The organism is Mesorhizobium calcicola, from assembly GCF_042682105.1.
Taxonomy (GTDB): Bacteria; Pseudomonadota; Alphaproteobacteria; order Rhizobiales; family Rhizobiaceae; genus Mesorhizobium; species Mesorhizobium calcicola.
The window spans coordinates 79,540-101,829 of the sequence record NZ_JBHUGY010000018.1; the positions used below are offsets into that span (position 1 = coordinate 79,540).

Genomic DNA, 22,290 nt, shown 5'->3' on the forward strand with positions numbered 1-22,290 from the left:
GGCTTGCTTGATGGCTGCTTCCCTGGCGGGCGCCGCGCCTCCTTTCATCAGCTCGATTTCCTTTGCCCAGCAGCCTGGCGCAAGGCCGCCGCCTGCCGTCGTCGTCGAGGAGATCCAGATTCAGCGGGTCAGCAGCCCCGTCCAGTTTACGGGTCGTGTGGAGGCGATCGAAGCAGTGGACATCCGGGCCCGCGTCACCGGCTTTCTGCACTCCGTCGATTTCAAGGATGGGCAGACCGTGAAAGCTGGGGACACGCTGTTTGAAATCGAGCCGGATCAGCTTAATGCGCTGGTCGCTTCGGCGCGGGCGCAGGTGGCGCGTGCCGAGGCAACACGAATATCGGCCGAGCGGAGCCTGGCGCGCAACCGGGACCTATTCGCTCGAAGAACGGTCTCGCAGGCCACCCTGGACGAGGTCCAGGCGGCATTCGATGTCGCTGCCGCCGATGTGCAGGTTGCAGAGGCGGCCCTGCGCACCGCCGAACTCAACCTGGCCTATGCGCGCATCATGGCGCCGATCTCCGGCAACATCGGCCGTGCGACGTTCACGACGGGCAATCTGGTCGGGCCGGATTCCGGCTCGCTGGCACGGATAGTCAGCCTGGATACGGTCCGCGTCGCCTTCGCAGTGACCGAGGGGTTGCTTGTGACGATCCGCCAGCAGGAGGCGAGCGGCAGCAACCTCGATCCGAATACGCTGAAGCTTTCGTTGCGTCTTGCCAACGGGACGGACTACGGCACGCCCGGCCGAATCGAATTTATCGAGAACCAGATCGACCCGCAGACCGGGACAGTCGCGGCCCGTGCGGTTTTCCCCAATCCTCGTCACATCCTCCTGCCGGGGCAGTTCGTCACTCTTTATGTGAAGGAGAAAGACGCCCCCAGCTTGCCGGTGGTGCCCCAGACTGCGGTGCTGCAGGATCGCGAGGGGCGCTTCGTCTATCTGCTAGGCAAGGACAATATCGTCTCGCAACAGCGCATCGACACGGGCGCACGCGTCGGCAATGGGTGGGCAGTCACCAAGGGCCTCGACGGCGGCGAGCAGGTCGTCGTCGAGGGAATCCAACGTCTCGCCCAAGGCATGACGGTTCAGCCGAGCCAAGGCCAGCCGGTCGGCGGCGGCTCATGATTTCCGATCTCTTCATCACCCGCACCCGGCTGGCGATCGTCTTGTCGATCGTCATTTCGATTGCGGGCGCGATCGCCATCTTTTCGCTGCCGGTGCAGCAATATCCAGAGATCACGCCGCCCACCGTCAGCGTCTCTGCCGTCTATCCCGGCGCGAGCGCGGAAGTGATTGCCGATGTCGTCGGCGGGCCCCTGGAGACGGCCATCAATGGCGTCCCCAACATGATGTACATGTCGTCGACGAGTTCGAATGCCGGGCAATATTCGCTGTCCGTGACGTTCGAAGTCGGCACAAATCCAGACATTGCGCAGGTCAATGTGCAAAACAGGGCGCAACTAGCGATTTCCCAATTGCCGGCCGCGGTCACCCAGCAAGGCGTGTCCGTGCGGTCGAGATCGCCCGATTTCGTGCTCGGCATCGCCTTCTATTCTCCGGACAGCAAGCTCGACGTGCTGCAGATCACCAATTTCACCTCGACGACGATCGCCGACGCGCTCTCGCGTGTCAGCGGTGTCGGTGAGGCTTCCGTCGTTGGCGCGTCCGAATACTCAATGCGCATATGGCTGGATCCGGCACGCATGGATGCTCTCGGCATAACGGCCGATGACGTGGCCACCGCCATTCAGCGGCAGAACATCCAGGCCTCGCTTGGCCAGGCCGGCGCCCCACCGGCGCGGGAAGGCACCGAGCTGCAATATACGCTCGTGGCCCGCGGCCGCCTCATGAGCACGGATGAATTCGGCGACATCGTCATACGCACCGGCGGGGCCGGGGCGATCGTGCGGTTGCACGATATCGCGCGTATAGAACTCGGCGCTCGTAATTATTCATCGAGCGCGAGCTTCGCCGGGCATGACACGGCGATGCTTCAGATAAACCAGGCGCCGGGAGCCAACGCGATCCAGACCGCCAACGCCGTGCTCGCCGAGCTACAGCGCCTTTCACCCAGGTTTCCGCCCGGCCTCCAATACCAGGTCGTCTACGACGCGACACGGTTCGTCCGGACGAGCCTCTCGCTCATCGTGCGGATCCTCGGCGAGGCTTTCCTCATCGTGCTCGTCGTCACCTACCTGTTCCTGCAGGACTGGCGTGCCACCCTGGTCTCGGCGCTGGCCATGCCCGTCGCAATGCTGGGTGCCATCGCCGTCCTGCTGGCGTTCGGATATTCGATAAACTCGATCTCGCTGCTGGCCCTGGTGCTGGCGATTGGACTGGTCGCCGACGACGCCATTCTTGTCGTCGAGAACGTCAAGCATGTCATGGAGGACGAACCCACGGTCGAAACGGTGGCGGCCGCCCGCAAGGCGATGGGGCAGATCACGGGTCCGATCATTTCCACCACGCTCGTGCTCCTCGCCGTGGTGATCCCGACAGCTTTCCTGTCCGGCATAAGCGGGCAGCTCTACCGCCAGTTCGCGGTCACCTTGTCGGCGGCGCTGGTTATCTCGTCCGTTGTCGGCCTCACGCTCAGCCCGGCGCTCAGCGCGATCTTGCTGAGGCGCGGACAGAGCGGATACCGGCGCGGTCCACTTGGCTGGTTCGCGCGCTTCATGAACGCGACGCGTGTCAGCTATGGTCGGCTGGTCGGTTTCCTGGTGCGCCTGTGGATCATACCTCTCGCCGCGCTTGCCGCCTGCTTCCTGGGCGCCTACCTGCTGTTCAGCGGTCTCCCCGCCACCTTCCTCCCGGACGAGGACCAGGGCGCCCTGTTTGTCGATATCCAGCTTCCGAATGCCGCCTCGCTCGACCGCACGAGGGCGATTGTCGGTGAGGTTCAAAGGACTCTGTCGGCAACGAAAGGCGTCGAAAACGTTATTTCGGTCGCCGGCTTCAGCATCGTGCAGGGGACGCAATCTCCCAACGGAGCGATGGTGGTCGCGGCGCTGGATCCCTGGGATCAGCGCAACACGCCAGATCTGCGGCTGGACGCCATCCTCGCAAGATTGCGCGCGCAATTCTCGACCATTCCAGGCGCCAATGTTGCCGTCTTTTCGCCGCCGGCCATTTCCGGCATCGGCGCGGTCGGTGGCCTCGATCTGCGCCTCCAGGCTTTGCAGGGGCAGCCGCCGGAAGAGATCGCGGCGGTGGTGCGAGCATTCGTTACGGCGATCAACCAGGCGCCGGAAATCGGCGGCGTGGCGACAACCTTCAGCGCCGACGTGCCGCAGATTTACGTCGATGTCGACAGGACCCGCGCCGAAGCGCTTGGATTGAGCGTGTCCGACATCTATTCGACGATCGGTGCCAGCTTCGGGTCGCGTTACGTGAACGATTTCACGCTGCAGGGGCGAGTCTTCCAGGTCAACCTGCAGGCTGACGCCGAGCATCGCGGGGACGCCGAGGATATCCTCAATCTCCATGTTCGCAGCCGGATGGGTGCGATGGTGCCGCTCAGGGCGGTCGTATCGACCAGCACGGTGCTCGCGCCCTTCGTCATCTCCCGCTACAACCTCTCGGTAGCGGCACAGATCAACGGCCAAGTCGCGCCAGGCGGCAGTTCCGGAGCGGCGATGGATGCCATCGAACGCGTCGCGGCCCAGGCGCTGCCGGTCGGCTATGGCTACGAGTGGTCCGGCCTGTCGTTCCAGGAACGGCGCAGCGCCGGACAGGAGACCATGATCTTCGGACTGGCCTTCCTGTTCGCCTATCTGTTCCTGGTAGCGCAGTATGAAAGCTGGATGCTTCCAATCGCCGTAATTCTGTCCCTTGGAGCCGCCTTGTTCGGCGCTACAGGGGCGCTCATGCTTTTCGGACTGCAAAACAGTCTTTATGTGCAGATCGCCATCGTGCTGCTCATCGGGCTGGCGTCGAAGAACGCCATCCTGATCGTCGAATTCGCCAAGGAACGCCGCGAGGAAGGGCAACCGATCGCCGAAGCGGCAAGACTTGGCGCCGAGCAGCGCTTCCGTGCCGTGATGATGACGGCTCTCTCTTTCATTCTGGGCATTGTTCCACTGGCGGTGTCCACCGGCGCCGGAGCCGGCGCGCGCCAGGCGGTGGGCGTCACAATCTTTGGCGGCATGCTGGCCGCAACGACGATCGGCCTTTTCATCATCCCGGCCTTATTCGCGGCGATCCAGCATATTGCGGAATGGGCCACTGTCCGGACGAAGGCAGGGATCGACACCAATGAGGGAGTCCAGCAATCGAGGAGGAAGCCATGACTGCCTATGAGAATGGAACCGCATCGACTTTGCCACCCACATCGGTTCGTCTTCTCCTTGGCCTCGTTCTCATTGTCGGGGGCATATTCGTCTTGGGCGACGTCGCGCTGGCTACCGTGATCAGCGCCATTGTCATTGGTGTTACGGCCATCGTGGTGGGTGCGTTCGAGATGATGCACGCCTTCTGGATGAAGGGATGGGGCGGCTTCATATGGCAATTCCTCCTCGGCATCCTGTATATTGTTTTTGGTGCCATGGTGGTGAGGCAGCCTGTGTCAGGCGCCCTTGTCCTGACCTACGTCCTCGGACTGCTGCTTGTGGCCTCGGGCATCGTGCGCCTTTTTGTCGGCGTCAGGCACTGGAGCGACGTCGGCTGGGCGATGGTTCTGTCCGGAGCATTCGGATTTCTGGCCGGACTTGTTATCCTGACTGGATGGCCCACGACCGGCCTTTGGGTGCTTGGATTTTTGCTGGGTATCGACCTCATTTCGCATGGCATTGCCTGGCTGACAAACGGCTGGGTACCAGCGGCCAAGACAGCGTAGTGGCCCGCGTGTTCGAGTTGGCGCAACATCTGGCCGGAACGAATTTGTTCTCGCTGATGTTCGCGGCGCTGATCTTCGACATTCCCCGCTACACATTGTCCTTGATCTCGCTTGCTCTGCTCCTCATTCTGACGAGGCCCGGGCATGGCCACGCGCCGCCCGGCGACGCTTCAATCAGCGTCATCCTGCCGGCCTTCAACGGCGCCGCCGGGCTCGACAGTTCGATCGCTTCACTGCGCCGGCAGACCTTGCCGCCGCTTGAGATCATCGTCGTCGATGACGGATCCACCGATGCGACCCGGGCAATCGGTGAGCGCGCTCGCGCGCGCGGCGAGGTGGATATGATCATCTGCCACGGCACGCGCTGCGGCCGCAGCGCAGCAGTGAACGCGGCGGCGCGATTCGCCCGTGGCGATCTGCTGCTGACCGCGGATTCGGATACGACCTTCGATCCGACGACGCTGTCGCGGATGGCAGCTGTTTTCCGCGACCCGCACGTGGCGGCTGCGAGTTGCAACATCGACGTCGCCAACGAGCGAGAAACGCTGACGACCGGGCTTCAGAGCGTCGAGTATCTGATGTCGCTGTCAGCGGGACGTTCTTTCCTCGACATGATCGAGGCCATCGCGTGCTGTTCCGGCGCCTGCTCTATGTACCGGCGCGAGGTATTCATGCAGCAGGGCGGGCTCGATGTCGGTCCCGGCGAGGATCTGGAATTCACTCTGCGCCTGCGCCGCTTGGGCCATGCTGTCCGCTTTGTACCGGATGCCTGGGCAACCACAGCCGTTCCGGACAACCCCGTCAGTCTGTTGCGGCAACGGGCGCGCTGGGACCGGGACGCCTTGCGAGTCCGCTTCCTGATGTATGGCGAATTCAGTCTGCTCCACCCACACGAGCGGCTGCCGGACACGCTTCAAAGACTGGACTTCATCGTTCTCGACTTGATTCCTACGCTCATTTTCCCATTTTATTTGATCTACATTGTTTCTGTGCTTGGAGAGAGTGCGATTATTTTTCTTGGGGCCGTATATATACTGATGCTTGTCATATCGTTGTTCAACGTTGCGCTTGCATTCGCTTTGTTTAACAATTCCGCCGGCTTCTTTGGCTTTTCGGTGTCGCTGATCTTCCCGCTCTACCAGGGTATCGTCATGAAGTGCGCGCGGTTCGTGACCTACTCAGCCGAAATCCTGTTCGCTAGTTCGCGGCATGACGACTACGTGCCGCTGCGCGTTCGTCGCGCGCTCTTGAGCGACCGTAACTGAGACGAAACAGATGAACATCGAGCTCAACCGCCTTGATCCCAATATTCCCGATCCGATCGAGAGTCGCCGGCGCACGGCCGGACGGTTCGTCCGCATCGTCTACGGCACGAGTGTCTTTGGACTGCTCGCCGTCGTCATCATTTATTTCGGCGCGCCACTCGTCTTTCTCGGCGGACCCGGCATCGTATCGGCGCCCCGACAGCTGGTGTCGCTGCCCTATGTTGTGCAGGTCATCGACACTCATGTGGCACCCGGCGACAAGATCAGCGCAGGCGACGAGATTGCGCAAGTTCGCTCGCCGCAGCAGGACGAGATCGTCGCGACCTACATGCGCGCGCTGGCCGACCTTGCGGGCCGCGAGGCCGAGTTGCGGATTAGGGCGCGTGTCGCGCGGGACTCTCTTGAGGCGGTGCGCTCCTACCTGCGACTCACCGAGGAGGCGGTGAAACGCCTCGAAGCTGCCCCTTCCGCAAGCGCGAGCCTCTCCTACCAGATGGAGGTCCTCAACGCTCGCGCGCAGGCGCTCAAAGCCGTCGCTTCGCAGGAGGCGGAAGCCGCGGAGGCTTCCGTCCAGATCGAATCCTTGAGCGCATTCCGTCAGCGGCTGCAGCAGCACCTCGACCAGGCCGAGCGTGAGTTCGCCGATGGCCGGGTTGTCGCGCCGATCGCCGGCGTCGTGTCGCGGCGCTTCGCGCGCATCGGGCAGTCGCTGGTGGCGGGCACTGCCATTGCCGAAATTTATGATACGACGGACATCTACGTCGACTGGTACGTTCCGAACCATCGCTTGGTCGATCCGAAGGTGGGGGATGAAGTCTTCGTGCTGTTCGGCAACAGGCGAATCTTGGGCGCGATCGCCGAAATTTTGCCGGTCTCTGACGTGCTCGGCGCGGAGCAGACTGTTGGGCGGCCCGCTGGTCAGTCGGCGCAGATCGCACGCGTTCGATTCAATCAGGACGCGGTGGCGCCCGCCTTAAACGCCACCGTCGACATCCACATGTACTATACAAGTGTAGCCGCCCGCGCGGCCGCCGCGCTGGTTGATTTTCTTGGGCTTCGCTAATTGTCTCGTCGGGGGCGCAACTCAAATGCAGATCGAGGCGGATCAGTCGTTTTGCCCAGTATGCGGGGCTGCTCGCCTGGTATTTTCCTCGGTCATTCATCACATGCTCTGCGCTTATGTCGGCCCGCAGTTTGATTTTGCGGAGACGCCGGCAGGCCTCACTTGCCCGAAATGCCGCAGGGAGCTGCGCGTGAGCGACGCGGAGATTGTCGGGACTAGCGCGCGCTGCGCCAATTGCCACGCGGAAATGATGGTTTCGCCGCCAGCTGCGTAAGGCCAAATCCGGACAGGCCCGCACTGTCGAACCTTACCGCCGCGCGCCAAATGTCGATCGCGTCCTTGATTGGCCTGTGATCATGCCTGCAGTCTGTTGAGCAACTGGCCCAACCGCTGGCTGGGAGCGACGTTCTGCAACTCGTCGGCCTGCCACTTCGATGGTCCGTTTTTGACACCAGCTCTCACTTCGGTTGGGCAGTACCCGAACGCGCGCCTGAAAGCGCGGCTGAACTCTGCGCCATCACAGAAGCCGTGTTCGTCGGCAATGTCGAGAATTCGACGGCGGTCATTCGGATCAGCGAGCGCTGCATGGGCCGCCAGGAGGCGCCGATGCTGGATGTAGTGCACGATCCCTCCTGAAGCTTCGAAAAGTCGATAGAGACGTGAGCGCGATATCCCGAGTTCGCGTGTCAGACGCTCGGTGCCGAGGTCGGGTTCGAACAGATGAAGTTGCACGAATCGACGAGCGCGCTCGAGCAAGGTGACGGAAATCGGATCATGGGCTTCGGCGAGATGGTCAGGGCATGGTGCGATGCAACCGTGTAGCATCGCTCTGGTCGCACTGAGCAAGCCAGGAAGATCGCCAACATTCATCGTAGGAAGCCTCTGGGCGAGACTGGCCAGATAGTCGGCAAGCAGCGTCCCCATGCCTCCACCAAGCACGGAGAACTCGGCCATGTCGAGACGCCACCCCATGTCGCGGCAGAAGTCGCGGGGTACGAAGAGCAACAGCATCTCGCTGTCTGTAACGCTTCCCTCGAAGACCCGGCCAAGCGAATGCACCTGCACCGATCCGGCCTCCCCGTCAAAAGACCTGGATGGAGTGATCGTCTGCGATCTGCCGTCCCGGATAAGGGTCACCAACCAATGATCAATGGGATCTCGGCGAATGTGGCCCGCCAGGCTGGTAAAACTCAAACCATTGGTGCTGACCTGGGCCAGGGCAAGATCGCCCAGGTCCCAGACAACCTGCGTGCCGGCGAAACCCGCCGCGGTATCGCTCGGCTCGATAAAGTCGAGCATGGTCGCGAAGCTCTGACGCCATCCCGCAAACTGATCCTTCGGAGACAACTCGCGGGTCGAGAATTCGAAGCGGGGAACTGGAATCTGTTCCGGGACAACCGGTGGAGGCTTGTCCGTGACACGAGCTAACGTTCCTGGGTCCGCAGGCTCGTCCAACACTGCCGGAGCCGATCTCGCCGCGTGTAAAGTCACGACGGAACCCTCGACGGCACACATAATAGGCATAGGGTGGGAAAGCTCCGATGCATTAGCGGAGCATAATCTATATACTGTACTGCGCGGCCTGTGCGCGCCAAAGACGCAAGATAACCCATCGGAGATATCTTTCTACCAAAGAACATCTCCCCGCTTGCGCATTTATCTACCCTGAATTGTCTGGCAATTCAAGTTGAATTGCCAAAGCACCCCTCCTCCCTTTGGACGGGTTTAGTTAATAGAGCTGATCGACATCAGGGCGGTGGAGTCCTCCCGGACAGCAACGTTGCGATCCAGCGTGTCGACGGCTCGTGCGCGTACCATGTGGCCACAACAATCAGGATCGGCACACCGATGAACGCCCCGGGCACTCCCCACATAAAGCTCCAGAAGAAGATGGCAAACATCACGGCAAAAGGCGAGATCGCCAGCGATGCGCCGGTCAGGAATGGCTCCAGATAACTGCCGATAACGAACTGAATGGCATTCAGGCCAAGGAACACAATCAGGGCCAGCTGCCACGACCCGGACTGCGCGACGGCGAACAAGGTCGGAAAGATCGTAGCCACCAGCGGTCCGACGAACGGAATATAGTTCAGCGCAAAAGCGATCGCCGCCCAAGCGCTTGCGAGTTCGAGCCCGGCAGCCAGGGCAAACCCCCACACGACCAAGCCCGTCAGCACGCATGCGATGCTGCGCACCACCATGAAACGGCGGACCTTGGCGCCAATTTCGCGGCCGATATGCAAGAGCATCTCGCCTTGAGGTTGAGCCGAACCGAGGCGAAGGCGACGCTGGAAATCGTCGGCTTCGAGCAGGCCAAGCATCACAAAGATGAAGGTCAATATGGCAAAGCCGGCCATGCTGTTCAGCCGTTTGATAAGGCCCTGTGTCAAGCTGATCAGCCAGATCAGATTGAAATGCTCTTCAAGCGGACCAACGATTGCGATGCCATGGCTCTCCAGCCAGACCGCCCAGTGCGTGTATATCGCCTGAAGCCGGCCGGTATTATAGAACAGCCATTGCGACAGTTCGCCGAGTCCCCAGACGATGGCGGATCCAACGGTTACGATCACGGCAAACGTGAGCAACAGTGTGATCAGCATCGCAGCCAGCTTCGCAATCCGCCTTTGCAAAGCCATTTGAACGGGCAAGACCAGCGCGAGAACGAACAATGAGAATGCAACCGGCATAAAGATTGATTTGGCGAAATACAGAACGGCGAGGATGAGAATGCCGGTTGCAACAGGGTGAATCACCCCGCGACCACTCGTTTCCGTCACTTCTGCCTTGTCGTCCATCGAGCACAACGGTCGCAATCTCCGGAACGGAAGCGTTCACGGCCGAGAAAGAAGCCAAGCTCAAATTCCTGCCGGAAGCCTCAACGGCAGCGGCCGGCATGGACTGGCCGAAAACCATCCGCACGGGCCAGGCAAGCGTTGGAGAAGGTGCGCAGGCGCCCACCCCTGCTCGCACAAACCGGAGCAAACTCTCGAGTACAGGCTATCGGCGGGGTCGGCCGCGATATGCGACACTGGCCATTGCTCACCACCCGGAATCCTTGGGCGCGAGCCATGCACGCGTTGCCAAATGTCTGCAGCCTTTCGCCGCGTCGGCCGCAAACGGGTGCATGCTGGAAGGTGCAGGCCTGGGGTCGCGGGGGAACAGGACGAGGATGATCGACGGCGACAGTGCACGCCGACAACAATGCAGCGACCAGCAACCACGTGCTCGGGCGGGCAAACAGGCATTGTACCTGGGTCATCTCACGTCTCCTTCGGATCGCCCTCGGCGCCTCACTCCGCCTACGGCAAAGGCAATGCACGCGGTAAGGACGAGGCCGCCTAACAATCCCGCAATGCCAACCCCGACAAGGATTGCCGGGGTAAGGACGCCAACGCCTTGGGCCGTGGCGTCCACTGCGCTTTCGACCTTTCCGACAATACGAGCGACGCCTGGTAGCTGTCCGGCCAGCCAGGTCAGAGCGAGTCCGCCGATCGCGCCCGTCAAGGCATCGGCCTTTGCGCCCAGACCAAGATCCGTCCATCGCCCCAGAGCGAGGCCGGCCGCTGCACCACAGATGACCTCTATAGCGAGTACGACAGCAGTCTCGAATGCGCCCATCGTTGTGTCCACGTTGCTAGGCGATCGGCTCACGCGATTCCTGAGCGGCGTTGAACCTTCTGATTATGCGGCTTCGGACGCCTGACTAAGCGCCTCACGCAGGATCTGCTCCTTCGTCTCGTCCAGCGATGTCTTGAGTACGACGCCACCAAATCCCTTGATTGCGCCCAGCACCTTATCGGCGGTCATTCCGTGAATGAGCACGAACAATGCAGCATTTCCCGGCTGCAAGGTGGCCGACAGATCTTTCATGAAAGCATCGTTTATTCCGACGTCGGTCAGTGCGCCGCCAAGCGCGCCGGAAGCGGCGCCAATCGCCACACCGATAACGGGATTGAGGAAAATGACACCGATGAGCAAACCCCAGAAGCTACCTGACACAGCACCAGCGACGGTCGTGTTCATGATCTGGTTGAGCTTCACGTTGCCGGCTTCAGTCTTGGTCGCAATCACGGCATCACTGATGTTGATGAGGTATTCCTTCTGCAATGCAAACAGGCGCTGGCGCACCTCTTCAGCCTTGGCTTCGGTGGGGTAGACTATGACGACCAGGTCGGACATGGGGCCTCCACTGCGAAATTCGATGGGATCGAGATGAGCCCACAAGCTTGCGGGATGTCATTTTAGGTCTCTACCGCAGCGAAGAAATTAGCCGGGAATCCCACACCTTTGCCGTCCGTCCCTATTTGATTGCAGCCCAGGACGACACAACAGCTTCGACTTGCGCCGGATCACCGCAGGCAATTACTTCATCTCAACGGTACGCAGCCGTAATCCGGAGGTCTGCATGAAGCGGCATTGGCTGATCGGGCTGTGGCATTCGCTCTCGGCAGGCGGCCTTCTTCTCGGAACGCTGTTCTTTGCCGCCTCGCTCACCCCGACGCTGCTTCCGCGGACCGTTCTGACCCAAGGTGTGCTTTCGGGATTCGCCCTGGCGGCAGGCTATGGCATCGGCGTGTTCGGCCGGTGGCTTTGTGTCTACCTGGAGTTGCCAGCGCCGCGAGGCCTGCGCGCCGCAAAACTGGTCGCCGCCGTCGGATGTTTGCTCGTCGCTTGCATCTTCCTCTGGTGGGCGGCGCAATGGCAGAACTCGATCCGGAAGCTGATGGGCCTCGACCTTGTTGAAAGCGCGCATCCGCTCAAGGTCGGTCTGCTCGCACTGGCGACCTTCGCTCTCGTCATCGCCCTGGCACGGCTCTTCCAGCTGACGATCCGGTTCGTGTCGACCAGAGTTAGCCGCTTTGCGCCGAGGAGGGTCTCGAACATCGTCGGCGTGATCGTCTCGGTTGCGCTTTTCTGGTCGATCACCAGTGGCGTGCTGTTTCGTGTCGCGCTTCACTTCGCGGATTCGTTCTACAGGCAATACGACGCGCTGATCGAACCGGAGACTGCACGGCCAACCGACCCCGACAAGACCGGCAGCAGCGCCTCATTGCTCGATTGGAACGAGTTGGGAAGGGCAGGGCGCGAGTTCGTTGCCGAAGGGCCGACGGGCGAGGAAATACACGCTTTCACCAACAAGGAGGCGCTGCAGCCGATCCGCGTCTATGTCGGGCTGCGATCCGCCGATAGCCCCGAAAAAAGAGCGCGGCTCGCGCTGAATGAGCTGATACGGGTCGGCGGCTTCCAGCGTTCGGTGCTGGTCGTCGTGACGCCCACCGGAAGCGGATGGATCGATCCGGCGGCGATGGACAGTCTGGAATATCTTCAGAACGGCGATGTCGCGAGCGTCGCCGTGCAATACTCCTACCTTGCCAGCTGGCTGTCGCTGCTTGTGGAGCCCGACTACGGAGCCGATACTGCGCGGGCCCTCTTCCGGGATGTCTACGACTATTGGATCAGGCTGCCCAAGAATTACCGCCCGCGGCTCTATCTGCATGGCCTCAGTCTGGGCGCGATGAACTCCGAACGATCAACCGACCTGTTCGACGTGGTCGGAGATCCGTTCCAGGGCGCGCTGTGGAGCGGACCGCCCTACCAGAGCGGCCTTTGGCGTTCGTTTACCAGGGACCGTAGTCCGGGGTCGCCTGCCTGGCTTCCCCGTTTTCGTGACGGATCGATAATTCGGTTCATGAATCAGGAGGGCGAGGCAGCGGCTCCGGGCTCTGTCTGGGGGCCGATGCGAATCGTCTATCTCCAATATGCAAGCGATCCGGTGACATTCTTCGACTATCGCGATCTCTACCGTGAGCCGGATTGGATGAAGTCCCCGCGCGGTCCGGACGTCTCGCCTGACCTGCGGTGGTACCCAGTGGTTACTCTCCTGCAACTCACGCTCGACATGGCCATGGCAACGACTGCGCCGATCGGGCACGGACATGTCTATGCGCCCGCCCACTACATAGATGCCTGGATCGAGGTGACGAATGTTCAGGGATGGTCCTCGCGGCAGATAGCGGAATTGAAATCACATCTCGGCCATTTGCCCTGACACGAGCCACGCTACTCGGTCGTCTTGCCGTCGAAATGTTCTTTGGACGCTTCGGCATCCGCCTTGGTGGCGTGCACCGTTCCATCCATATGTTCAGGTGGAGCGTAGAGCGTGTAGAGTTTCAACGGCTTATTGCCTGTGTTCTTCACGTTGTGCCGCGCACCTGCGGGGACAATCATGGCCATATCGGACTTTATGTCGGAGGCAACACCGTCGATCCATATCTTTCCTGTGCCCTTTTCCACCCGGAAGAACTGATCACGGTCCTGATGAACTTCCGCTCCGATCTCCTCCCCAGGCTGGAGCGCCATCAGTACGAGCTGCATCCTTCCTGTCGTATAGAGCACGCGCCGGAAGTCGTCGTTTCCTTCGGTCAGTTCCTCGATGTCGCTCACAAAACCCTTCATGCTGATCTCTTTTCACGCGTCGTTGGCCGACCGCCAGTCTCCGACCAGGTTCGATCCGAGGGATCCCCGGCAGGCCCAACGGGTCATGGGTCGTTTCGCGCCCTGCGAGTGTTACGGCGGGGGCGAGCAATCACCTGCATCGCGCCTCGAAGATTCGCCCGTGCCGATCCCGATATCGACAATATCCGCGACGGTCGGCCGCTGCTCCGATCAAGGTACCCGCGACGGCCCCGATTGCACCGCCAACGACCGCATTTCGCACGTCGTTACCGCCAGCTGCCGTTCCGAGCGCGGCGCCGCCAACCCCTCCGATCACAGCGCCTTTTTCCGCGTTGGTGCAGCCTGCCAAAGCTGACGCGACTGCAAGCGCAAGAGCCAATTTCCTCATAGTGGTCTCCTCGTAGCTACCTGGGCAATCTTCAGCGGTGGCGCACCCGGATGGGGCGGAAAGCGTAGTGCGTCAGGGCCATCTTCTTCTTCATTCGCAGCTGTCAGCCTCTTATGAGTGCACCGACGAAACCGGCCAGCACGATCAGGACAAGACCTCCGAGCAGCCCTGCTATTCCGGCTCCGATCACCATAGTCGGCGTCAGGCCATCGGCGTGGTGGCCGATGAGAGGCCCAACACCCGCAATCCGGGCGGAGGGCCATACGAAAAGCAGACCGCCGATGCCGCCGATTATGCCGTCGGCTGTCCTGCCAAGGCTGAAACTTGGCACCCAGCGGCCGAGCGTAATTCCGCTCGCGGCGCCGCAGACAAACTCTATGACCATGCTTGCGACGGCCGGCATGGCTAAACGTCCAGGAATTTAGAGAGCTCCACCACCATAGACCTCCACAATGCCGGTTCCAGCGGACGCTCCACTGAAGTCATCACGCAGGGCGCTCGTCGGAGCGTCGAGCGACGTGTTGAGGCCGCGCCGCCATATTTTCTGATCTCCACCAGGATTTTCGCAGTCATGATGAAGACGATGGTCGAGTTGTTGCAACCTTATCCGAACGGGCGCGCGAAGAAATTAGCTGAGAATCCCGTGGTTGGGCTCTACGTCTCTTTGTAGGGCGACAACAGCTCACTGCCCTTCGGCGACGCTCCAAGGGCAGAACTCGGCCAAACAACCAGTGAGCGGCGACCAGCCGACCAGAAGAGCGAAGTGTCGATATCAATTTTGGGGGGCACCGGTCTTTGCGTTCACCCTCTCGAGCAATGCCAGCAATCCCTTTAGAATTTCGATTGGCGATGGCGGGCAGCCTGGAATGTGCAGATCGACAGGCAGCACCTCCGACACGCCGCCCACGACTGCGTAGCTGCCGGCGAAACAGCCACCGTCCCTGCCGCAGTCGCCAAGCGCGACCACCCATTTGGGGTTGGGAGTCGCCTCATAAGTCCGCTTCAATGCCTCGCGCATGTTTTTGGTGACCGGCCCGGTGACAAGCAGCATATCGGCATGGCGCGGCGACGCGACGAACCGGATTCCGAAGCGTTCGACGTCGTAGAAGGCATTGTTCAGCGCGTGCATTTCGAGTTCGCAACCATTGCAGGAACCGGCGTCGACCGCCCGGATCGACAGGCTACGGCCCAGCCGCTTGCGGGCAGCGCCGTCCAGCGCGCGGGCGAGTTCGCCGATCGCCGTCTGGCTCGCCTCGGGCGGAGGCTCGGTAAGAGGGGTCCGTGTCAGGCCTTCGAAGAGGTGCTTGCGCATGACAGAATGCCTTAGAGATCGTGGCCGGAGTAGGAGCAGTTGAACGATTTGTTGCAAAGCGGGAAGTCGGCGACGATATTTCCCTCAATCGCCGCTTCGAGAAGCGGCCACTGAAACCATGAGGGGTCACGCAGGTGGCAGCGCTCGATCAGGCCGCCCTCGCCAATGCGCAGCCAGACCAATATATCGCCGCGAAAACCCTCGACCAGCGCCATGCCTTCACGCGGTCCGTCCGCGTGTGAAACATGACCATGGAACGGCCCTTCCGGCAGTCGATCCAGAATCTGTTCGACTAGCGACAAGCTCTGCTCGACCTCGTGGATGCGTATCCAGAGGCGGGCGTTCACGTCACCCTCCTGAAGGAGAGGTACGTCGAAGGTGAGTTCGTCATAGGGAGCGTAGCCTGGATTGCGCCGCGCATCGAAATCCCGGCCGGAAGCCCGACCTACATAGCCGCCGGCGGCATATTGCCGGGCGAGGTCCGCTTTGAGCTGGCCCGTAGCGACGGTCCGGTCCTGAAGCGACGCTGTGTTGTCGTAAAGCTCGACCAGGCGAGGGAAGCGCTGCCTGATCTCGGCGATCACCGACCGAACCGCGCGCTCTCCCTCTTCGCGCAGGTCGCTGACCATCCCTCCAGGCACGATGCAATCGCGCATCAGGCGATGGCCGAAGGCGGCTTCGCTGGCGCGCAAAACGCGTTCGCGCAGCACGCCGCAATGGGCATGCATGATTGCGAAGGCGGCGTCGTTGCAGATGGCGCCGATATCGCCGAGATGATTGGCAACACGTTCCAACTCGGCCATCAGCGCCCGCAGCCAGAGGGCACGCGCCGGGATCTCGACACCGAGCGCTGCTTCGACCGCGCGCGCAAAGGCAAGCGAATAGGCCACAGTGCTGTCGCCAGAGGTCCTGCCGGCCAGTGCGGCGGCGCGATCGATGGGCGAACCCGCCATCAAACCTTCTATGCCCTTGTGAACATAGCCGAGACGCTCTTCCAGCCGCACCACCGTTTCGCCGCTGGCGGTGAAACGAAAATGCCCAGGCTCGATGATGCCGGCATGCACGGGCCCGACCGGAATCTGGTGGAGGCTGTCGCCTTCCGCGGCAAGGAAGCGGTAGGAAGACGCCGCGGCCGGAGGCTGTGGCCGTGTCGCTAAGGGATGACTGACCCCCCAATGGCCATGATCAAGCCAGCCACGGGTATCGGGAAGCCCTTGCGGCAGCAACCCGAACAGGTCCGCGGCGGCGCGCTCGAGCCGCAAAGCGGGCGGATGCCGTTGGCCGACCGATGGGTAGCGGCCGCCGGGGCTTTTCAGGCTGATGACACCAATGTCGCGAGCGGCATCGAGAAGCGCCATGTGGACGGTCTCCGGTTCCCCCCAAAGACCGAGCAGGCTCAAGCGGCCCTCGGCGAGTTGCTCGACCGCAAGGTTCCAGATTTTCGGAACCACCACGGCGCGCGACCAAGGAAAATGATGTTCGACACGTTTACCAGCAAGGATGAGGTCGACCAGTGGGGGAGTGCTTCCTTTCTTCATCCGCTTCACCCCAGGATACTTGCGACATGCTGAAACCATGTGACCAGTGGCGGTGGCAGATAGATGCCGGCGGCACACACCAGTGCCAGGTGGGAATACATTGGAACATAGGACGCTTCGGCGGGCGCCGTGCTGCCGCACGGTTCGCCGAAAGCAACGCCGGTCAACCGAAGCAGCAGGGCGCCGAAAGCCAGAAGGATCCCGAAGACCAACGGGATTGCCAAAAGGGGGTGTCTTGCGAATGTCGAACTCACAACCAGGAATTCGCTCATGAAGATGCCGAGCGGAGGGAGGCCGGCGATAGCAACGACGCCGATGACCAGCGCCCAGCCAAGCGCCGGATGCGTCTCCGTCAGCCCCCGGATTTCGGCTATGTTTTGTGTTCCCTTGACCTGGGTAATATGTCCAACGGTGAAAAAGATCGCCGACTTTGTCAGGCTATGCATCACCATGTGCAGCAGCCCGGCAAAGTTGGCGAGCGGGCCACCCATGCCGAAAGCGAACACGATGATGCCCATGTGCTCGATAGAGGAGTACGCGAACAGACGTTTGATGTCGCGGCGGCGGTAGAGCATGAAGGCCGCGAAAACAAGCGACGTCAGCCCCATCGCGATCATCAATGGCCCAGGCGCAATCGCATCCGGGCTTGCGGCGAGCAGCAGCTTGAAGCGCAGCACGGCATAGAGCGCGACGTTGAGCAGCAAGCCCGACAGCACCGCGGAAATAGGCGTCGGGCCTTCCGCGTGGGCATCGGGTAGCCAGGCATGCAGCGGGGCAAGGCCAACCTTCGTCCCGTAGCCGAGCAGCAGGAAAATGAAGGCGACGTTTAGCAGCGCCGGGTCGAAGCGCGCCGCATGCTCGATAAGCACGGTCCAGACCATCGCATCCGTTCCCTCGCCGACAACCGGCTGTGCGGCCATGTAGACGAGGATGGTGCCGAAGAGCGCTAGCGCAATGCCGACGCTTCCGAGAATGAAGTACTTCCAGGCCGCCTCCAGCGCTTCGTGCGTGCGGTAGATGCCGACCATGAGCACGGTGGTCAGCGTGGCGAGTTCCACCGCCACCCACATCAAGCCGATATTGTTCGACACGAATGCCAGGTTCATGCCGAACATCATGATCTGATACATCGCGTGATAGAATCTAAGGTTTGGCGCGGTCAGCCGACCGGTCTCCAGTTCGTGCGCAATGTAGGAGGCGCTGAACACACTGGTCGTGAAGCCGACGAATGTATTGAGCACGATGAAAACGATGTTGAGATCATCGACGAGCAGATACTGTCCCGGCTGGGGACGGTCGGTGACGAAAAGCGACAATGCGGCAAGCAGGGTCAGGAAGCTCGCAACGACATTCAGGTGCGCCGTCGCCCTGTAGTTCGGCAGGACCGCCAGAAGGGCTGCCGCGACGACTGGTATCAGCAGGACGGCGGCCACCGCATCAAGGGAAAACGCGGTCAACGGTGTTCTCCCCTGTAGTCGTCAAGTGCGCCGACATCCACCGAGTCGAACCTCTCGCGGATGCGGAACAGGAAGACCCCGATGACGATGAAGGCGATCAGGATCGAGAAGGCGACACTGATCTCGACGACCAGCGGCATGCCCTTGGCCCCCGTGGCGGCAAGTACCAGGCCATTCTCGAGCGACATGAATCCCACAACCTGGCTGACGGCATTTCGGCGGGTGACCATCACCAGGAGACCCAGCAGTATGATCGACAGCGCAAAGGCCAGATCCTCGCGGGCGAGAGGGTCGGCGTCGGGCGTGACCCGCAGCATCAGGACCATGGACAGGGCCACCAGACCTATTCCCGCAAGCATGGTCGGCTCGATCCCAACGGCTGTCTCTATATCGCGATGGATGCCGAGCCGCTGAATGATGCGATGAAGTCCGACGGGAATGACGATCGCCTTGAAAATGAGGGCGATTGCCGCCGTGACGTATAGATGATGCGCGTCCTGAATGTAGGCCTGCCAGGCTACAGAAAGGGCAAGCACGATTGCATGAAGTGCAAAAACGTTGATCAGCGCAAAGAGGCGGTCCTGGTACAGCATCATGAAACTGACCAGCACCAGGCCGCCGGCGAGCAGATGAGCGATGTCGAAGGTGAGGCCGTTCATCAGAGGCTCCGCGAGACGAACAGCAGCAGCGTGCCGAGCAGGGCCAGCATCAGCGCTGCTCCGAGGAAATCCGGGACGCGGAAGACGCGCATCTTGGCGATGGCGGTCTCGAAGACGGCAAGCAGAATGCCGCAGGCGGCAAGCTTGCCGAGATAGGCCGCGACACCCAGAACAAATGATTTCGGTCCTGCTACGGCACCGGCCAGCCCCCAGGGGAGAAAGACGCAAGCGATCAGCGACACATACAGCAGAAGCTTGAGGAAGGCGGCAAACTCGATCATCGCCAGATGGCGCCCCGAATATTCCAGAACCATCGCCTCGTGAACCATGGTGAGTTCCAGATGGGTCGACGGATTGTCCACCGGAATGCGGGCGTTTTCGGCGACCGCCACCATCACGAGAGCGATGAGCGACATCCCGAGCGATACCCGCAGGCCAACCTGCGGCGAGCCCATGAAGGCGGCGACCGTGGACAACTGCGTTGCTCCGGCAACGAGCGCCAGGCTGAACACGATCAGCAGCATGGCAGGCTCGGCCAGGGAAGCGATCATGACCTCGCGGCTCGCGCCTATGCCGCCAAAGCTCGTGCCGACGTCCATGCCTGCCAGCGCCAGGAAGAACCGAGCGCTTCCAAGCAGTGCGACGATGGCTATCAGATCGGCGGTCCAACTGAAGGTGAGGCCGGTAGCGAATGTCGGGATGAGTGCGGCGGCGACCCAGGTAGCGGCAAAGATCAGATAGGGTGTCACGCGAAACAGCCAGGATGCGTTGTCCGCTAGGACGACTTCCTTGCGCATCAGCCGCAGGAGATCGCGGTAGGGTTGGATCAGGGATGGTCCCTGACGCCGTAGCAGTCTCGCCTTCACCTTACGCACGAAGCCGGTCAGGAGTGGCGCCAGCAAAAGCACCAGCGCCATCTGCGCGCCTTGAACGGCCAACTCAATGATCAGGGCCATAGTGCGAGGACCAACAGCAAGACAATGAGAAAGAGGAAGACGAGGGTCAGGTAGCGCCGGATCGTCAGGAACTGCAGATGATTGAGGTGGTCGGTCGCAAAATCGATGGCCCTGGCGACAGGCTGATAGAGCGCCTCCCAGATCACATCATGCATTTCGACATGCAAACGAGCCGGGCCGGTTTCGCCAGGCGCCGGCATTTCGACCGTTTCCCTTGCACGGAATACGAACGTGCCGAAGACGCGGCGTATAGGCTGCGCGAAGCTGACGGCCGTGTACTGCGAGCTTGGGACTACATCCGGGAAGCCACAACCCCAGGCGGGACCCCGACGGAGCGCGTGCGACGCGAAGCGGTGGATCGCATAGGCCGCAGCGGATGCGGAAAAGGCGATGAACAGAAACACCAGCAGGCCGTTGTAGGAACTGCGGCTCGCTGCAATCGGCACGATCGACAGCCAAGGCTGCGCCATCTGCACAGGCATTCGACTGCCAATCAGCGGGAGTGTCACCGATGATAGGCCGTCTATGACAAGACCTGGAACGATGCCGGCAAGCAGACATAGGGCCGCGAGGATAAACATTGTCGTCAGCGAGCAGCGGTCGACCTCGTGCGCCAGTTCCACCACGGCCGAGCGCGGCCGGCCGAGGAATGTGATCCCGAACGCCTTTACAAAGCAGGCTGCAGCCAGTGCCGTCGACAGAGCCAGCAGACCGCCAACGGCCGGCACCATTACCTTCAAGCCCCATTGCGGCAGATCCGGGCTCTGCAGGATGGCCTGAAAGGCCAGCCATTCGGAGACGAACCCGTTGAAGGGCGGGAGTGCCGAGATCGCGACGCAGCCGACAAGAAAGGCAAAACTTGTAAAGGGCATGCGATGGATGAGACCGCCCAGTTTCTCCATATCCCGCTCACCGGTTGCCGTCAGCACGGCGCCGGCGCCGAAAAACAGCAGGCTCTTGAAAAAGGAATGGTTGAGGACGTGGAATAGCGCGGCGGTGAGCGCCAGCGCCGCAGCCGATGGCATCGCGTTCGCCTTGAAGGCCAGCGCAAGGCCAAGGCTCACAAAGATGACGCCGACGTTTTCAATGGTGCTGTAGGCAAGCAGCCGCTTCAGGTCATTTTCCATCAGCGCGTAGAGGATGCCGAGAACCGCCGTCAGGCCGCCGAGGAAAAGCACGGCAACGCCCGACCACCATGCCGGCTCGCCGAGCAGGTCGAAAATAACGCGTATGAAGCCATAGATGGCGACCTTGGTCATCACCCCGCTCATCAGGGCCGAGACGTGGCTTGGCGCGGCTGGGTGAGCGAGGGGAAGCCAAACGTGCAGCGGTACGAGGCCAGCCTTGGAGCCGGCGCCCAGCAGCATGAGAGCCAGGACGAAAGCAGCGACGAGCGGGGTGGAGGACGCGGCGCGCATCGCTTCGAACGTGTAGTTTCCGCTCGGGCCAGCCAGCAGACCGAACGCAAGCAGCAGCGCCAGCGTGCCGAAGCTCGCCATCACGAGATAGATGTAGCCCGCCCGCGCGTTGTACTGTTCGCGATGGTGCGCCATCACGAGCGCCCAGGAGGCAAGCGACATGAATTCCCAGGAAAGCAGGAAGGTGAAGGCGTCGTCCGCGAGCACGACCAGGTTCATTCCGGCGAGGAAAGCAGGGAAGAACGGCAGCACCCGGTGCGGCGCAGACTCATGCCGGCCATAGCCGAGACCGTAAAGGCTGGCCATGGCGCCGCCGAAGTTGATGACGACAAGGAAGAAAGTCGAGAGCGCATCCAAGCGGAAATGAGCCCCAATCCAAGGCAGCCCAAGAGGCAACGCGGCGGTCGACGGGGTGACGGGATCATCGGCGATGCGGCTCGCGAGAACCAGGAGCACGGCCGCCGATATGCCGAGCGTCAAGCCGTAGATCAAGCCCGTTCCCGAGCCCGGTCTGCGGCTTTCCGCAATCGCAAGCACCGCAGTCCCCAGGAGCGCAGCAACGCCCCACAGGAGGACCGCGGCCCCCGAAATCACGCCACACTCCTCACGGGGAATTTGGCGTCCGCGTTGACCCCGCCTAGAATTTTGGCGGGGTCAAAATCCGCTTTCAGCCGCACGCCGCGCCCGCCGATTTGGCTGGAGGCGCCTTCAGCGATCAATTCGACGCCGGCGAGGTCAAGTGCCCCGATCAGCTTCATGAGAGAATCGACGTTACCCCGGATAATCGACTCGCTGGCTTCCATACGTTGAATTGTCGGCACGGAAAGCCCTGACAATTCGGCAAGCCTGCGTTGGTCGATGCCAAGGAGCGCCCTCGCGGCACGCAACTGTGGAGCAGTTATCACGGTCGCATCCCCTTTTTGATCAGCTTTGAGATATT

The 22,290-nt window shown here is 61.5% G+C and carries 21 protein-coding genes; 8 read left to right on the forward strand and 13 right to left on the reverse strand.

Annotation, left to right across the window (positions count from 1 at the left end; translation table 11 throughout):
- Positions 1-10: 10 nt before the first annotated feature.
- Genes ACFSQT_RS10735 through ACFSQT_RS10760 form a run of 6 tightly spaced genes read left to right on the forward strand, consistent with a single transcriptional unit; the run spans position 11 to position 7,440 of the window.
- Complete coding sequence (locus ACFSQT_RS10735) at positions 11-1,129, forward strand: efflux RND transporter periplasmic adaptor subunit (RefSeq protein WP_379018329.1); 1,119 nt, start codon at positions 11-13, stop codon at positions 1,127-1,129.
- A complete protein-coding gene (locus ACFSQT_RS10740; RefSeq protein WP_379018331.1) occupies positions 1,126-4,293 on the forward strand; it encodes an efflux RND transporter permease subunit in 3,168 nt (1,055 codons plus the stop codon). Before ACFSQT_RS10735 ends, ACFSQT_RS10740 begins: the two co-directional genes overlap by 4 nt.
- Entirely contained in the window at positions 4,290-4,838 is a 549-nt protein-coding gene (locus tag ACFSQT_RS10745; protein ID WP_379018333.1) for an HdeD family acid-resistance protein, read from the forward strand. Before ACFSQT_RS10740 ends, ACFSQT_RS10745 begins: the two co-directional genes overlap by 4 nt.
- Positions 4,838-6,103 carry a glycosyltransferase family 2 protein gene (locus ACFSQT_RS10750; RefSeq protein ID WP_379018335.1) on the forward strand — a complete coding sequence of 422 codons (1,266 nt, stop codon included), beginning with the start codon at positions 4,838-4,840 and terminating at the stop codon, positions 6,101-6,103. The genes ACFSQT_RS10745 and ACFSQT_RS10750 overlap by 1 nt, the downstream gene beginning before the upstream one ends.
- 10 nt (positions 6,104-6,113) lie before the next feature.
- Positions 6,114-7,166 carry an HlyD family secretion protein gene (locus ACFSQT_RS10755; RefSeq protein ID WP_379018337.1) on the forward strand — a complete coding sequence of 351 codons (1,053 nt, stop codon included), beginning with the start codon at positions 6,114-6,116 and terminating at the stop codon, positions 7,164-7,166.
- Positions 7,167-7,191: 25 nt separating this feature from the next.
- The gene (locus ACFSQT_RS10760) at positions 7,192-7,440 is read left to right on the forward strand and encodes a TackOD1 domain-containing metal-binding protein (protein WP_379018339.1); all 249 of its coding nucleotides are present in this window, start codon (positions 7,192-7,194) and stop codon (positions 7,438-7,440) included.
- An 80-nt stretch (positions 7,441-7,520) separates the two neighbouring features.
- On the opposite strand, the gene ACFSQT_RS10765 is transcribed toward ACFSQT_RS10760, so the two are convergent.
- From ACFSQT_RS10765 to ACFSQT_RS10780, 4 genes are all read right to left on the reverse strand, one after another.
- Positions 7,521-8,465: a helix-turn-helix domain-containing protein gene (locus ACFSQT_RS10765; RefSeq protein ID WP_379018341.1), complete on the reverse strand. Its 945-nt coding sequence runs from the start codon at positions 8,463-8,465 to the stop codon at positions 7,521-7,523.
- Positions 8,466-8,914: 449 nt separating this feature from the next.
- Positions 8,915-9,961 carry an AI-2E family transporter gene (locus ACFSQT_RS10770; RefSeq protein WP_379018343.1) on the reverse strand — a complete coding sequence of 349 codons (1,047 nt, stop codon included), beginning with the start codon at positions 9,959-9,961 and terminating at the stop codon, positions 8,915-8,917.
- 80 nt (positions 9,962-10,041) lie between these two features.
- Positions 10,042-10,707, reverse strand: coding sequence for a Kazal-type serine protease inhibitor domain-containing protein (locus ACFSQT_RS10775; protein ID WP_379018345.1), 666 nt, complete (start codon positions 10,705-10,707; stop codon positions 10,042-10,044).
- Positions 10,708-10,847: 140 nt separating this feature from the next.
- Positions 10,848-11,345 carry a DUF1269 domain-containing protein gene (locus tag ACFSQT_RS10780; RefSeq protein WP_379018347.1) on the reverse strand — a complete coding sequence of 166 codons (498 nt, stop codon included), beginning with the start codon at positions 11,343-11,345 and terminating at the stop codon, positions 10,848-10,850.
- Between the two features lie 226 nt (positions 11,346-11,571).
- On the opposite strand from ACFSQT_RS10780, the gene ACFSQT_RS10785 reads away from it, so the two are divergent.
- Positions 11,572-13,215 carry an alpha/beta hydrolase gene (locus ACFSQT_RS10785; RefSeq protein ID WP_379018349.1) on the forward strand — a complete coding sequence of 548 codons (1,644 nt, stop codon included), beginning with the start codon at positions 11,572-11,574 and terminating at the stop codon, positions 13,213-13,215.
- Positions 13,216-13,226: 11 nt separating this feature from the next.
- On the opposite strand, the gene ACFSQT_RS10790 is transcribed toward ACFSQT_RS10785, so the two are convergent.
- Together ACFSQT_RS10790 and ACFSQT_RS10795 are read right to left on the reverse strand one after the other, a co-directional pair.
- Positions 13,227-13,622 (reverse strand): cupin domain-containing protein, encoded by a 396-nt coding sequence (locus tag ACFSQT_RS10790; protein ID WP_379018351.1) that lies wholly within the window; start codon positions 13,620-13,622, stop codon positions 13,227-13,229.
- A 130-nt stretch (positions 13,623-13,752) separates the two neighbouring features.
- A complete protein-coding gene (locus tag ACFSQT_RS10795; protein ID WP_379018353.1) occupies positions 13,753-14,010 on the reverse strand; it encodes a glycine zipper domain-containing protein in 258 nt (85 codons plus the stop codon).
- A 67-nt stretch (positions 14,011-14,077) separates the two neighbouring features.
- Here ACFSQT_RS10795 and ACFSQT_RS10800 point away from each other — a divergent pair, with 67 nt between their 5' ends.
- Positions 14,078-14,419, forward strand: a complete 342-nt coding sequence (locus ACFSQT_RS10800; RefSeq protein ID WP_379018355.1) for a hypothetical protein — start codon at positions 14,078-14,080, stop codon at positions 14,417-14,419.
- Between the two features lie 363 nt (positions 14,420-14,782).
- Here the strand turns inward: ACFSQT_RS10800 and ACFSQT_RS10805 are convergent, their stop codons facing one another.
- From ACFSQT_RS10805 to ACFSQT_RS10835, 7 genes are read right to left on the reverse strand one after another with little or no spacing between them, the layout of a single operon-like run.
- Positions 14,783-15,322, reverse strand: a complete 540-nt coding sequence (locus ACFSQT_RS10805; RefSeq protein WP_379018357.1) for an NADH-quinone oxidoreductase subunit B family protein — start codon at positions 15,320-15,322, stop codon at positions 14,783-14,785.
- Positions 15,323-15,333: 11 nt separating this feature from the next.
- Entirely contained in the window at positions 15,334-16,860 is a 1,527-nt protein-coding gene (locus ACFSQT_RS10810) for a hydrogenase large subunit (protein WP_379018359.1), read from the reverse strand.
- A 5-nt stretch (positions 16,861-16,865) separates the two neighbouring features.
- Positions 16,866-18,317, reverse strand: coding sequence for a hydrogenase 4 subunit F (locus tag ACFSQT_RS10815; protein ID WP_379018361.1), 1,452 nt, complete (start codon positions 18,315-18,317; stop codon positions 16,866-16,868).
- Entirely contained in the window at positions 18,314-18,976 is a 663-nt protein-coding gene (locus tag ACFSQT_RS10820) for a hydrogenase-4 component E (protein WP_379018363.1), read from the reverse strand. Before ACFSQT_RS10820 ends, ACFSQT_RS10815 begins: the two co-directional genes overlap by 4 nt.
- Complete coding sequence (locus tag ACFSQT_RS10825) at positions 18,976-19,932, reverse strand: respiratory chain complex I subunit 1 family protein (protein WP_379018365.1); 957 nt, start codon at positions 19,930-19,932, stop codon at positions 18,976-18,978. The genes ACFSQT_RS10820 and ACFSQT_RS10825 overlap by 1 nt, the downstream gene beginning before the upstream one ends.
- Positions 19,923-21,944 (reverse strand): hydrogenase 4 subunit B, encoded by a 2,022-nt coding sequence (gene hyfB / locus ACFSQT_RS10830; protein WP_379018367.1) that lies wholly within the window; start codon positions 21,942-21,944, stop codon positions 19,923-19,925. The genes ACFSQT_RS10825 and hyfB overlap by 10 nt, the downstream gene beginning before the upstream one ends.
- The gene (locus ACFSQT_RS10835) at positions 21,941-22,255 is read right to left on the reverse strand and encodes a helix-turn-helix domain-containing protein (protein WP_379018369.1); all 315 of its coding nucleotides are present in this window, start codon (positions 22,253-22,255) and stop codon (positions 21,941-21,943) included. Before ACFSQT_RS10835 ends, hyfB begins: the two co-directional genes overlap by 4 nt.
- Positions 22,256-22,290: the final 35 nt, after the last annotated feature.